We start from the raw sequence: 14,131 nt of genomic DNA on the forward strand, positions 1-14,131 counted from the left end.
CCATGAAGGACTTGCTGCCCTATTACGAGCAGGAGCTCGCCTTTCTGCGGCGGCATTCGCGCGAGTTCGGCGAACGCTATCCAAAGCTCGCCGCGAGCCTGCTGCTCAACGGTGAGCGCAGCGAAGATCCGCATGTGGAGCGCATGATCGAGTCCTTCGCGCTGCTGTCGGCACGCGTGAACAAGAAGATCGAGGACGGCTATCCAGAATTCACCGAAGCGCTCCTCAATGTGCTTTATCCGCATTACCTGAGGCCCTTTCCCTCCTGCTCGATTGCGCGTTTCGAGGGCGTAGGCGGTGCGGATGTGCTGTCGGCGCCGGTGGTGGTCCCACGCCATGCCGAGCTTCGGTCCCGTCCCGTCCGGGGGCTCTCGTGCAGGTTCCGCACCGCCTGGGCAGTGCATGTGTTGCCGCTCATGATCGAGGCGGCGTGCTTCGAGCCGATCGCCACCGTTCCGTCATCGGTGCCGTTGCCCGCAGCAGCATGCGGTGTGCTCTCGATCACGCTGTCGGCGACCGACCGTGGCATCGACTGGAAGGCGCTGCCCGATCGGCGGCTACGGGTCTTCATCGACGCGGAGCCCTCGCTCGTCGCCACGCTTCGTGACTGTCTCTTCATGCGCTGCGACAGCGCCTTTGCCGTGGCCGCCGAGACGGGAAAGTGGTTGCCGCTTGCAGGGCCGGTCATCGGTGAAGCGGGCTTCGCCGATGACGAAGCACTGCTTGAGTTCCCCGAGACGGCGCATTCGGCCTATCGACACCTGACTGAATATTTTGCCTTCCCCGAGAAGTTCAGCTTCTTCGACCTGCGTCTGGAGCAGTTGCCGGATGTACTGCGCAGCGCGCGCAAGCTCACGCTGAAGCTGGTCGTCAGCGGAATTCAGACCGCGAAATTGGCCGGCAGCCAGCTGCAGGGCCTGACAGCAGCAAATCTGCAGCTGTTCTGCGTGCCAGTGGTCAATCTTTTCGCGCAGCGCGGAGAGCCGATAAAGGTCACGCACCGAAGTCCGGACTATTCCGTGGTGGCGGATGGCCGTAACGCCTTCGGCTACGAGGTCTATTCCATCGATAGGGTGGTGAGGGTGCGCAAGGGGGCACAAGGCGAGATGGTCACCGAGTTCCGGCCGTTCTTTTCCCTGCGCCACGGCGAGCCGCGCGAGAATCGCGGGCAGTACTGGTTTGCGCGACGCGATGCCCTGCTCGCCGAGAGAAGCCCGGGGTACGAGACCCGGATTGCGCTGGTCGATACCGATCTCGACCCACCTTCGACGACCTCCGACACCCTCAGCCTCAGCCTGACCTGCTCCAATCGGGAGTTGCCTTCGCGGCTGGCCATCGGCCATCCCGGCGGAGATCTTTCGCTGGAGGGCGGCAGCGTCGTGCGGCAGATCAGCCTGTTGCGCACGCCGAGCCTGCCACGGCGTTTCAGTACCGGTCAGACGAGTCAGTGGCGGCTGATCTCGCAACTGTCGCTGAACCATCTTTCGCTTACCGGGAGCGGGCTCGTGGCCTTCAAGGAAATGCTCAGCCTCTACGACATCGCGGGTTCATCGGTGAGTCGCCGCCAGATTGACGGCATCACCGCCATTACGCGCGAGGAAAAGACCGTGTGGCTCGCCGGCAAACCCTTCGCGAGCTTCGTGCGGGGCTACGAGCTGCGCTTGAGCATTGATGAAGAGCACTTCGTGGGCAGCGGACTGGACGTATTCGCACGCGTCATCGACCGCTTCCTCGGGCTCTATGTGCACCTCAACAGCTTCATTCAGCTGGTCCTCGTCTCGTCGCGCGGTGGCGAAGAATTGCTGCGTTGCAAGCCGCGAAGCGGCGACGCGATCCTCGCATGACGACACCGTTGCTCGAAGCGCCGCAGGCATTCGAATTCTTCCAGGCGGTGCGACTGCTCGAACGTCGCCTGCAGGCCGATGGCGAGTCGCGGGGCGGCATATCTCCCGTATCCGAACGGATCCGCTTCCGTAACAGCCTGTCGCTCTCGTTTCCGCCCTCGCAGATCGAGGCGCTCGAGCCGCTTCCAGATGAGGACGGTTCGGAGTCGGGGCGTTTCGAGCTTACCCCGAGCTTCATGGGCTTGCTCGGCCTTGCCGGTGTGTTGCCGGTCCACTACACGGAGCGGCTCGCAGCGCACGAGCAGCAGCATCGGGACGATGCGCCGCGCGCCTTTCTCGACATCTTTTCCAACCGCCTCGTGGGCCTGTTCTATCAGGCCTGGAAGAAGCACCGGCTTCCGCTCCAGTACGAATCGAACCCGCGCGATGGGTTCATCGGGCCGGTGCTCTCGCTGGCCGGGCTCGGCTTCGCCGCGCTGCGCGATCGGCTCGGCAACGGCGAGGACGGAATCGACGACGAATCCGTCGCACATCTTTCCGGCCTGCTCATCCAGCGGCCGCTCTCGGCGTCGGCCTTGCAGACCCTCATCGCCACGTATTTCGGCGTGCCGGTGCGGATCGAGCAGTTTGTCGGGCACTGGTATGTACTGGAACATGCGCAGCGCAGTCATCTGGGTGTCGGCAGCTGCGTCCTCGGCCAGAGTGCGCTCTGCGGCGCGCGTGTCTGGCAGCGCGATCTTCGCATCGTCATTCATATCGGGCCACTGGATCGGGCTGCCTACGCGCGATTCCTGCCCCAAGGCAGGAGTACGGCCGCACTCGGTCGCCTGCTCGGGCTCGCCAGCGCCGGCCCGCTCGAGTACGAGATTCGACCTTCGCTACGCGCTGCCGAGGTCGCACCGCTGCGGCTTACGGCAAACGCGAGTGCGCGCCTCGGGCACGATAGCTTTCTGTGCAGCCGTGCCGGGCTCCTCGATCGGGACGATGCCGCTTTCGTGCTCGATCCGGCGCACTGACGCGGGGCCACGATGCAAACCGTAATCAAGACTTCGATACCCGAACTCGATCGGCAATGCGAACCGATTGCCGAGCGCACCGTGCATGAGACGAATCGCCGGGGCGTTCGCAGGAGCGTCATTGGGCATGCCTGTCGCGACGAGATCCTGGTGCCCGCAGGGAGGCGGCCCGGCGCCGGAACGTCGTGGAGCAGGTTCGAAATCCGGGTGAGCCGATGATCGACAGTCCGGCGCTCGCCGATGGCGTGAGATGGCAGCAGACAGATCGTCTGCTGCGGCTTTGCTCCCCGTCTGGGGAGGATGTGTTGCTGGCCGAAGACTTCGATGCAGTCGAGTGTCTTGGGCCTGACAGCGAGCATGCCGGCTTCCGGATCGAGCTGACCGCGCTGTCGCGAGATGCCGGGCTGGATCTGGATTCGCTGCTCGGACAGCCACTGCGGGTCGACCTGCTCACCAGCCAGTCGCGCGACCAGCGCCGCCCCTTCCACGGGTACTGCACGAGCGCCGGCAGGCTGGGGAGCAATGGCGGATTCGCGCGATACCTGCTGCGGATCGAGCCCTGGCTTGCGTTCCTTGGCCACGGACGGGACAGCTACATCTTCCAGGATCGAACGGTCTTCGAGATCGTCGACGAGGTGTTCGGAGACTGGTCCGGCAAAGGCCGGCTTCAGCCCGTCTGGCGCTGGGAGATTGCCGATCGCCGCGTCTATCCGAAGCGTTCGATCACCACCCAGTTCGAGGAAAGCGACCTGACTTTCGTGCAGCGCCTGCTGGCCGAGGAGGGCCTGTTCTGCTGGTTCGAACACGAAGCGGTCGATGACGGAACCCTTGGCAGCCACTGCCTGGTTATCGCCGATAACGCAGATGTGGTCGGCGATAACCTCCAGCCGGTGTTCCGCTACACGCAACCCGGCGCGGTGATGCCCGAGGACAGCATCGACCGTTGGTCCGAACTGCACCGGATCCTGACCTCGGGGCTCGACGCTGCCAGCTGGGACTATCGCAGTCGAAGCAGCCGCCCCCAAGCGGCGCGCGCGCTCGACCGCGACGCTGCGGTCGGGGAACTGATCGAGTGCGACGACCCCGGGCAGTACGCTTGGGAGACCGCGGCACAGGGTGCCCGGTTGCTTGCCTGCCGGCAGGAGGCACACGACGCACGCCGGCAGCGGTTCGAGGCCGAGGGCACGGTCCGCAGCGCGGCCCCGGCTACCCGCTTCGTGCTGCAGGGGTATGCCGATATCGTGCCCGGTGAGCGTCGCGAATACTGCATCGTCGGCGTTGCGCACCGCGCCCGCAACAACCTGGGTGCGGTTCGCGTCAGCGCCGGGGGAGGCACAGGCGAACCCACTTTCGGGGAAGACGTGCCGCTCTACCGCAACCGGCTCCATGTCATTCCGGGCGGGCTAGCGTGGCGGCCGCTGCTCAGGGACGGCCACGGTCGGCGGATCCATCCTCGTCCGAATATCCGCGGTACGCTGACCGCGGTGGTGGTCGGACCAGGGGCACCAACCCATACCGACCGCGACCATCGGGTGCGGGTGCAGTTTGCCTGGCAGCGCGGCAGCAACAGTGCCAGCGGCATGGCGCACCCCAGCGGCGCCGACAACGCGCCGGCGTCCGATGCGCTGGGCACCTGGGTACGGGTCATGAGTCCTGTTGCCGGCGCCAACTGGGGCGGCGTCTTCGTGCCACGGCCCGGCCAGGAGGTGGTCGTGGCCTTCATGCATGGCGACATCGACCGCCCGGTGGTGATTGGCGCACTCCATAACGGCCAGGGGCAGCGTGACGCGGCGGGCAACTTGCTTGCAGGCGGAGCCATGCAGGCCAGCGCCAGCGCACCCGCCTGGTTCGCTGGTGAGACTGCGATGCCTCATCGCCATGGCGCGAGCCTCTCCGGCATCAAGACCCAGCAGCTGTCCGCAAGCCGTACCGGGCAGGGCGGCTACAATCAGCTTGTGTTCGACGATACCCCGGCGCAAGGCCGTATCGAACTCGGCACCACCGAATACGCGAGCCGGTTGCAGCTCGGGCACCTCAGGCAGCAGATCGACAATGCCCGTCTGGCTGACCGCGGCCACGGCGTAGAAATCTCCACCGCCGCTGCAGCCGCGCTGCGCGCCGGGTGCGGCCTGCTGTTGAGTGCGGATGCCCGTCCCGGCGCTGCCGGTGGGCACCTCGATAGTCGCGAGCCAATCGCGCAAAGCGGGTTGGCGATAGAGCTTGTCGGCAAGCTGGCCGGTGCCGCGGCGAGACGGAATGCCACACTGAAGAATGATCCGGCGCCGGACAAGCTGTCGGCGCATGCCTCGCTCGAAAACGCGGAAAAGGTGATGTCCGCCACCCAGACCCGCGGCGCGGGCGCGGGTGCGCCCACAGGCAGCGCGGGGCGCAGTGAAACATCGATTGCCGCCACCGGCGGAGGCGAGGGCACAGTCCCCGCCTGGAGCGCGCCGCGCATCCAGTATTCAGCACCGGCCGGCATCGTCCAGCTCACTCCGGCCGACGCGATTCTGGTCGCCGGCAAAGGCATGGGCCTTGTCGCGGGCGAAGACGCAAACCTCGCTTTCCAGGGCAGCCACAGCCTCGTGATAAAGGACGGTCTCGTACTGTTTTCGGTGGGCAAGGCCACGCGCGAGCAAAAACCGAATGGCGAAACAGGCATTCACCTGCATGCGGCAAGCGGGAAGGTCAGTGTGCAGGCGCAGGGCGGCCAACTGCGCGCCGCGGCGGACAAGTCCGTCACCGTTGCCAGTACCGCGGCAAGCGTCTTCGCCAATGCAAAAGGACATCTTCTTGCGACCGCCAAGGGCGCCAGCCTCAGGATCGAAGGCGGCAACATCTCGCTTCACGCGCCGGGGCCGGTCAGGCTCAAGGCGAGCATGAAGAACCTGACCGGGCCGAAGCGTTCGAGCACGAGTGGCGCTCTGCCCGAGGCGGGAGACGTGAAAGGCTGCGGTGCGGCCGCCGCGGCGGCCGGTGCATCCGGTGCGTCGGCAATCTAAGGGTGCGCATGATCGGTCTATACCCCCTTGATTCCGAGGCGTTGGCGCAGGAACTCGTCGCGCGGCTTGATCCGCTAGTCCCGGCGTTCCTGCTCATAGACCCCTTTCTTCGAGAGCCGACGGAGTCGCTCAACGAAGCGGTGCAGAGGTGCGAGGACGCGCACGCCCTGTCCGATGCCCGGAGCACGTATTGGGAGGCAGCCGTATTCCCGGTTTCCCTGAGCGACAAGCTGCGGATACCGCAGCATCGGCATCCGTACGTGGTGGAATGCTCGATGGTGCGACCGGGCGTGCTCGAGGAGACGGTGCGTTTTGCAGTGCAGGAGCGCGGCAGGGCGCTGGCAACCGGTCTCGCCCCTTACTGCATCGGTGGGTGGCTGCAATCGACGAGCGCGCCCGATCAGCTCTGCGCCACATTGTCGAGGCTAAGCCAGCTCAGGACTTCCCCGAGCACGCTTGCTGCCGCCCGTTACCTGCGCATTGCCGATCGCAGGGTGCTGGGCCTCCTTTGTCACGTGCTGGGTCCGGAGCAAATCATGACGCGCCTTCCTGGGCTTGATCGATGGCTATGGCTTGACGATGCAGCTGGGCTGCGCGCCATCGAGCGTTGTGGCGTTGCAACCACAGAGCCGCTGGTCATCGATCGCGCGGCATGGCAGCGCCTCGCGAACGGCAGCGATCTTCATCCGGTACGCGCACGGCTGATCGGCTTGAAGCCGGACGCTGCCTCGCAGTTCGATCGCATCGAAGCCGCGCTCGAGGCTGGAAGAGCGGTCGCGACGCGATGGCCCACTCGTTTCACGACCGCTCGGGATGTGCAGGACTGGGCCTTGCTGACATTGCTGTTCGGAGACCTGAAGGAGCATCCCGAGGTGATCCGGATACTTGCGCATGGTGACCCGGAATGCCCCGAGCTGCCGGGCGAGCCACCCGAGCCATTTCATCTGCTGCTCGATGCGGCAATCGGCGCGGCCCGCACCGCCGACGAGAAGAGCCCTGCGTGCGGGTTTTCCGAGGAGCGGACATGACGCCGGAACCCAAGTGTGACACCTGCGCGAAGAGCGGCTTGTCGCTCGCCCTGTTCCGCCCGTCGATCGTCGCTGCCCACGATGTGCGCGTGAGCCCGCCCGGGGCGGAACACGTCTCGGTACCCGGGGCGCTGCTGGCCGGGCTGATGCCGGAGCACGGGGTGACCCAGTCGCGCCCCGTGCTGCGAATGTTGCGCAAGGGTTATCTGCACGTCTATTTCGAAAAGCCTCTTGTCGGTGGTGTGCGCTGGCAGACCTATCGTGTCTCGGAGCGAGCGGAGCTTGTCCCACTCGATCTGGCTGACATGATCAATACCAGGGGCGAGGTCGTCTGCAGTCGTTCCGCCCACAATGTTCACGGGCTCAGGACTCTGCACATTCCGCAAGCGCACAAGGCCGGCAAGGTGTGGATCGCCTTCAGCGCCAACCTGTGGTCGGACGTCCTGAAGGCCAGAAACCAGGCGGATCCTGCGGTCATGCAGTGCATCGACGTACCCGCCATTCTGGGCGGCGCGATCCCGCCCAACGGTTTCCGCCCGAGCGCCGAATTGCTTGCGGCGCGCGTGGCTGAATGTGGCCTGGCAGCGTTTGCAACGGCGCGGCGGGGCGATCTGAGCCCGTATCCGTTTACCCGCCTCAAGCGAAATTCCGCCGCAAGTGGAAACGGCGGCCGAGACGAGGTGGCCGACTGGGCCGCGGCCATGGCCGCCATCACGCAAGCACATCCGAAAACCCGGGACAAACAGATCGCCCTGGTCGTGCGCGACCCGGTCGCCCTGGCAGCGGAACTGAACGCGCTGCGGCTGCGTCGGTACGCGCTTGCGCAAGCCGAAATGGAGCGCCCCGAGAATGTGCACGCGCTCAACAGCTCCAACGCCCTGATGGGGCTCAAGTCGGTGATGCTCGATGCCAATCTGGCACAGGGTTGGGAGAAGGTGGCTCCGGTGATGAGCCTCGGCGCGTTTCAGACCATCACGCGGACCAGACCGAACGCACGGAATTGGCCCGAGGGGATGCGTTGGGAGCCGCTGCCGGATACGCGCGAGAACCGTGCGAAATACGGCTACGGGATGGGCCGCCCCGTGTTCCCGGACCACGAACAAAGGGCCGAAGAATGGGCGCGCCGCCAGACCGAAGCGACCTGGTCGCGAATGGCCAGATATTACGACGAGACCGCGCGGAGCCAATGGCTTATCGATTTCGACAAGAGGCTCGAAAAGAGCCACTTCAAGCCGCTCGAAGCTTATGAACTCGACTGGCTTGATGCCCGGGCGTCGAGCGCATTCCGGAACTACTTCGAACGTCATTTCGACCCCAACGATTCGAGCAACCCGAACCAGGCGCATCAGCCGGGGGTGATCTACGCGCAAGAGGTCGAATCGGCCCTGGTCCCGCAACCTCTGACCCGTGGCGTCGTCCTGCGCGCCTGGGTGGATGGTCTCGAGAAGCGGGCCAACGCCCCGGACGCCTATCTATTGCGTGCCCTGGTGGGCAATCAGGCCGAAGTGGTGGCGGCCAGCGATGCCGTATACGACATCAATGGCGCTGACGAGGCGGGCAGACACCTGCACGACAACCGCAACGACAAGCTGCTCGATCTGGGAAAAGGTGTCGTTCAACAAGCGGCCGAAGGCAAGATGGGCGCCACCACGGCTGCGCTTACCAAGCGATTCGGTTGGCTCTCCGACGCCTTGGGGGGGTACGCCACCAGCATCGCCATGAGCGCCTCGGGTGCCGTGGCCGCGCTCACCGACCCCAGGACCGCCTCGGCGATCGGCGCCGGGGTCAGCGGTCTGGCACACCTGCAGATGGACACGGTCGCCGGCAAACGCTTGTTGCGCAAGGTCCAATCGATCCACCTGGTACGCCAGACCATGGATATGGCGCTGCAAGGCGTGGTTCAGGGCGGCGGCTTCAAGACGCCCGTGCTGATCCACCGCTCGATGCCCATCGGCGAGGCCATGGACCTGCTGCGCGGTCGCGCCGACGCCGACATGGGAATCTCGCGCAACCAGCTCAAGCGGCTCGGGCGCGGTGGGCAAGAGACGATTGTCATGAGTGTTCTGACAGACAACAAAACCCTCGCCGAACTGGGTGGCGACACCAAAGCGCTGATCGAGCAAGGCCGCGGCGAGATCAGACTCGGCGGTGCCTCGCGGGCGCAGCAGGCAGGCGCGGCCGCTGCCACGGCGATTGTCTCCGAAGCTGAATTCACCCGGCTCTACCGTGCACAGTCGACCCTATTGACCAAAGCATCGGCGGGCATCGGCGAAGCATTCGGTGGTGCCAGGGCGGCAATGCGCAACCTCGACGGGCGCCTTGCACTGGGGGTGATCATCATCAACGGTGCGGGGGTGTTGAACAACCTCAACAATCTGGACTCCGCGGACGCCATCGAGGTGCGCAACGCCTGGTACGGCATGGCCGACGCCGGCGCGGGGGTGACTGGCGGTTTGTTGGAACTGTCGGGGGTGGTGACCAAAGCGGCCATGGAGGCGCGCAGCCGGGTGCCGATCGTGGTTGCGGAGAGCACCCCGCTCACGACCTTGGCCAGTCTTGCCTACTTCATGGGGGCGATTGCGGGGGTGGTCAATGGGATGGCGGCATTGGCGAAACGGGACGATGCGAAGCGACGTGGGGATGAAGCAATTGCGAAGCTGTACTTTGCGTCAAGTATGGCGTTTTTTGGGATGTCGTCAGCCTACTTGGTGCTAACTGCGGGTGCGATAGCCGATCGAATGGTTGCCAAGGGCGTGGGCGGAGCGGTAGCGAGGGGGATCGCCATGCGTTTTGGTGCGGAAGGTACAGCGGCCTTGTTTGGGGTCTCCGTCAGCGGCTGGGGGCTGATTCTGCTCGGAGCGGGGCTGATCTTCGAGGTGGGCGCGATCCTGATGACTCCTACGCCCCTGCAGAACTGGATCCGGCGTACCTATTTCGGCACGGGAGGCGGCGATGGCGATCTCTTTGCCAAGGGTGACTGGCCCTCCGAGTATGCAGGCCTGATGGAGACACTAAATTTGGGGACCGAATCGGAAACCAGGGCCCAGGACGGCAACTCGGCGATACCAAGCTTGAATCCTGCGCTGGAGAATTCCATTAACATCGCGCCATGACGACATTGAGACTCTATCGGCACGGGGAGCATCCAGAGCAGCGGGTAAGCGCGGATCTGCCCGAACCCGAGGCTCGGCTCCAGGAGGGCGCCAACTTCTCCGGCGTGGTCAAGCGCTTCGACAAGCACGCGCGCACGCACGAGAACGGAATGTCGATGGGGTGGGTGAAACGAATGCATGCGGATGCGATTGAGTGCACGCGGGCTGGAGATGGGGTGCGCGGCCTTGGGTTCTTCTTCGCGTGCGTTTCGCTCGTTGTCGGACTGATCGAGGTATGGGCACTGATCTCCGTATGGATGGATGCTGATCTAATTGAATATTTCATGAGCATATTTTTGGTTTTTTTGATCTTTGTTTCGATGTTGCTCATCCCTCTCTTCCTGACCCGAGCCGAACTCTTCGCCCCCGACGACCTCCCGGTCATCTTCGATCGCAAACATCGCAAGGTCTATCAGATCACACGGTACACCCAGCCCGGCCTCAAGGGCCTGTTCCAACCGTGGCCGACGGTGGCGCTCGAATACGATTGGGACCTGATCGATGCGCAATTGAATGTTCAGACGGCCGTGGGCCCCAACATGGCCAAACGCCAGCATTCGCTGTGGTTCATCGTGCGCCGCAGCGCCGAGGACGACACCCCGATCGATGCCTTCACGCTGGGCAATCCCTTCGTATTGAACGAAGGGCTGGCTTCGGCATTCTGGGAGCACATTCGGCGCTTCATGGAAGAGGGTGGTCCGCATGTGGTGCGGGGTGAGCCCTTGGCGAAGGTATTGCGACCCAAGAGTATCAAGGAGGGCATCGCGCAAGTCTCGCCACTGCAGGGGCGTTCATTTTTCCGCTGGGTGAGCGAAGAGCCGTTCTATGCGTTCGTGCTTGCCGTCGCGGCGCCGGCCTATTTGATCATGTTGCCGCTATGGGGCATCGGAAACTACCTCGCCTACAAGACCTCCACGCCGGTTCAATGGCCGCAGGAAGTGCTCGATGCGGTGGGTGAGCCGTTGGCGGAAGGGAATTGAAACTCTATCGACATGGGGAGCACCCTGAGCAGCAGTTAAGTGCGGATCTGCCCGAACCCGAGGTTCCGCTGCAGGAGGGCGCCAACTTCTCCGGCGTGGTCAAGCGCTTCGACAAGTACGCGCGCGCGCACGAGAACGGAATGTCGATGGGGTGGGTGAGGCAGACGTATGTGGATGCGCTCGAGTGGACGCGGGCTGGGGATGGCGCACGCGGGCTCGGTTTCTTCTCGGCGTGTGTTTCTCTCATGATAGGGATGAGTGCTGCTTGGGTCATTGGCTCCGTTTGGATGGATGCTGATTGGGTCGAATACTTGATAAGTGTTTTTGGCGTAGTCATGGTTTTTTTCGCGATAGTGGTCATACCGCTTTTTTCGATTCGAACTGAACTCTTCTCCCCCGAAGACCTCCCCGTCATCTTCGACCGCAAGCACCGCAAGGTGTACCAGATCACGCGCTACACCCAGCCCGGCCTCAAGGGCCTGTTCCAGCCCTGGCCGACGGTGGCGCTCGAATACGACTGGGATCTGGTCGATGCCCAACTAAACGTTCAGACTGCCGTAGGCCCCAACATGGCCAAACGCCAGCACTCGCTGTGGTTCATAGTGCGCCATAGCGCCGAAGACGACGCCCCGATCGATGCCTTCACGCTGGGCAATCCCTTCGTATTGAACGAAGGGCTGGCTTCGGCTTTCTGGGAGCACATTCGGCGCTTCATGGAAGAGGGTGGTCCGCATGTGGTGCGGGGTGAGCGGTTGGTTGAAATGGGGCGACCGGAGACGATGTGGGAAGGCATCAAGCAGGCCGCGCACTACAAAGGCGGCGGATTACGGCAGTGGTTCCGGGATGGCTCGCTCATCCCCTGGATGGTCATCCTGCTCTTTCCGGTCTTCGGTCCGATGATCTTTCTGTCCGGTATCGGCAACTACCTCGCCTACAAGACTTCCACGCCGGTTCAATGGCCGCAGGAAGTGCTCGATGCGGTGGGCGAGCCGTTGGCGGGAGGGAATTGAAACTCTATCGGCATGGGGCGCATCCCGAGCAGCGGGCAAGCGCGGATTTGCCCGAACCCAAGGCTCCGCTCCAGGAGAGCGCCAACTTCTCCGGCGTGGTCAACCGCTTCGACAAGCATGCGCGCGCCCACGAGAACGGAATGTCGATGGGGTGGTTAAAGCGGAAGTATGCCGATGCGGTTGAGTTTACACGGGTTGCGGATGGGGCGCGGGGGCTGGGTTTTTTTTCTTCGTGCCTTTCAACGGCTGTTGGTCTAATTGGGTTGTGGGCTCTAGGTACGGTTTGGCTTGATGCCAGTCTGTTTGAGTACATTATCAGTGTGGTTTGGATTGTTTTTGTCTTTGTCGCTTTAGTGGTCATACCGCTTTTTTCGATTCGAGCCGAACTCTTCTCCCCCGAAGACCTCCCAGTCATCTTCGACCGCAAGCACCGCAAGGTCTACCAGATCACCCGCTACTCGCAACCCGGCCTCAAGGGCTTGTTCAAGCCCTGGCCGACGGTGGCGCTCGAATACGACTGGGATCTGGTTGATGCCCAACTGAACGTTCAGACTGCCGTCGGCCCCAACATGGCCAAGCGCCAGCATTCGCTGTGGTTCATCGTGCGCCGCAGCGCCGAGGATGACACCCCGATCGATGCCTTCACGCTTGGCAACCCCTTCGTATTGAACGAAGGGCTGGCTTCGGCATTCTGGGAGCACATTCGGCGCTTCATGGAAGAGGGTGGTCCGCATGTGGTGCGGGGTGAGCGGTTGGTTGAACTGGGGCGGCCGGAGACGATGTGGGAAGGCATCAAGCAGGCCGCGCACTACAAAGGCGGCGGATTACGGCAGTGGTTCCGGGATGGCTCGCTCATCCCCTGGATGGTCATCCTGCTCTTTCCGGTCTTCGGTCCGATGATCTTGCTGTCCGGTATCGGCAACTACCTCGCCTACAAGACTTCCACGCCGGTTCAATGGCCGCAGGAAGTGCTCGATGCGGTGGGCGAGCCGTTGGCGGAAGGAAATTGAAACTCTATCGGCACGGGGCGCAACCCGAGCAGCGGGGGCACGAGGGCGTGTCTGAAACCCTGTCTCCTACCAAGGAAGGGGCTGCATTCGATGGCGTGGTCAAACGCTTCGACAAGCACATCCGTGCACACGAAAATGGAATGTCGATGGGATGGGTGAAGCGAAAGTTCCCGAATGCGATCGAATACACCCGAATGGGGGACGGTGTGCGGGGGTTAGGGTTTTTCATTAGTTGTGCATCGGTGTTAATGATGGGTGCTTTCTGCGTTTATGGGATCGTCACGCTTTCTGAGTTTGATATTTGGTTCGGGTATGCCGGTATCGTGATGTTGCTCGGGATGATGGTTTTTTCAGTTGTCTTCATCCCACTCTTTCTGACCCGAGCCGAACTCTTCGCCCCCGAAGACCTCCCGGTGATCTTCGATCGCAAGCACCGCAGGGTCTACCAGATCACGCGTTACAGCGAGCCCGGTCTCAAGGGCCTGTTCCAACCGTGGCCGACGGTGGCGCTCGAATACGATTGGGACCTGGTCGATGCGCAAGTGAACGTTCAGACTGCCGTCGGCCCCAACATGGCCAAGCGCCAGCATTCGCTGTGGTTCATCGTGCGCCGCAGCGCCGAGGATGACACCCCGATCGATGCCTTCACGCTTGGCAACCCCTTCGTATTGAACGAAGGGCTGGCTTCGGCATTCTGGGAGCACATTCGGCGCTTCATGGAAGAGGGTGGTCCGCATGTGGTGCGGGGTGAGCGGTTGGTTGAACTGGGGCGGCCGGAGACGATGTGGGAAGGCATCAAGCAGGCCGCGCACTACAAAGGCGGCGGATTACGGCAGTGGTTCCGGGATGGCTCGCTCATCCCCTGGATGGTCATCCTGCTCTTTCCGGTCTTCGGTCCGATGATCTTTCTGTCCGGTATCGGCAACTACCTCGCCTACAAGACTTCCAAGCCGGTTCAATGGCCGCAGGAAGTGCTCGATGCGGTGGGCGAGCCGTTGGCAGGATAGCGGGCTTCTACCGGTTATCGAATGCTCTTGCGAGGCATCGACGACCAACCGGGCGAGCCGTGGCCTCTTCGGGCGCCCGGCC

General features: G+C 63.4%; 9 protein-coding genes. All 9 read left to right on the forward strand.

The window, feature by feature from the left end:
* The first annotated feature begins 2 nt into the window (after positions 1-2).
* The 9 genes from tssF to GQB03_RS15065 all read left to right on the forward strand — a co-directional run bounded on the left by tssF (position 3) and on the right by GQB03_RS15065 (position 14,049).
* Positions 3-1,844, forward strand: coding sequence for a type VI secretion system baseplate subunit TssF (tssF, locus tag GQB03_RS15025; protein WP_159691050.1), 1,842 nt, complete (start codon positions 3-5; stop codon positions 1,842-1,844).
* Positions 1,841-2,860, forward strand: coding sequence for a type VI secretion system baseplate subunit TssG (gene tssG / locus GQB03_RS15030; protein ID WP_235027082.1), 1,020 nt, complete (start codon positions 1,841-1,843; stop codon positions 2,858-2,860). The genes tssF and tssG overlap by 4 nt, the downstream gene beginning before the upstream one ends.
* Positions 2,861-3,045: 185 nt before the next feature.
* Positions 3,046-5,862 carry a type VI secretion system Vgr family protein gene (locus GQB03_RS15035; RefSeq protein WP_235027083.1) on the forward strand — a complete coding sequence of 939 codons (2,817 nt, stop codon included), beginning with the start codon at positions 3,046-3,048 and terminating at the stop codon, positions 5,860-5,862.
* 8 nt (positions 5,863-5,870) lie between these two features.
* Entirely contained in the window at positions 5,871-6,890 is a 1,020-nt protein-coding gene (locus tag GQB03_RS15040) for a hypothetical protein (RefSeq protein WP_159691059.1), read from the forward strand.
* Entirely contained in the window at positions 6,887-10,003 is a 3,117-nt protein-coding gene (locus GQB03_RS15045; protein WP_159691062.1) for a T6SS effector BTH_I2691 family protein, read from the forward strand. The genes GQB03_RS15040 and GQB03_RS15045 overlap by 4 nt, the downstream gene beginning before the upstream one ends.
* Positions 10,004-10,107: 104 nt before the next feature.
* Positions 10,108-11,022, forward strand: a complete 915-nt coding sequence (locus GQB03_RS15050; protein WP_159691065.1) for a DUF6708 domain-containing protein — start codon at positions 10,108-10,110, stop codon at positions 11,020-11,022.
* Positions 11,019-12,032, forward strand: coding sequence for a DUF6708 domain-containing protein (locus GQB03_RS15055; protein ID WP_159691068.1), 1,014 nt, complete (start codon positions 11,019-11,021; stop codon positions 12,030-12,032). Before GQB03_RS15050 ends, GQB03_RS15055 begins: the two co-directional genes overlap by 4 nt.
* Positions 12,029-13,042, forward strand: coding sequence for a DUF6708 domain-containing protein (locus tag GQB03_RS15060; protein WP_159691071.1), 1,014 nt, complete (start codon positions 12,029-12,031; stop codon positions 13,040-13,042). Before GQB03_RS15055 ends, GQB03_RS15060 begins: the two co-directional genes overlap by 4 nt.
* On the forward strand, positions 13,039-14,049 hold the full coding sequence (locus GQB03_RS15065; RefSeq protein ID WP_159691074.1) for a DUF6708 domain-containing protein: 1,011 nt from the start codon (positions 13,039-13,041) through the stop codon (positions 14,047-14,049). Before GQB03_RS15060 ends, GQB03_RS15065 begins: the two co-directional genes overlap by 4 nt.
* Positions 14,050-14,131: the final 82 nt, after the last annotated feature.

Source organism: Cognatazoarcus halotolerans (assembly GCF_009800965.1).
GTDB classification, from domain to species: Bacteria; Pseudomonadota; Gammaproteobacteria; order Burkholderiales; family Rhodocyclaceae; genus Cognatazoarcus; species Cognatazoarcus halotolerans.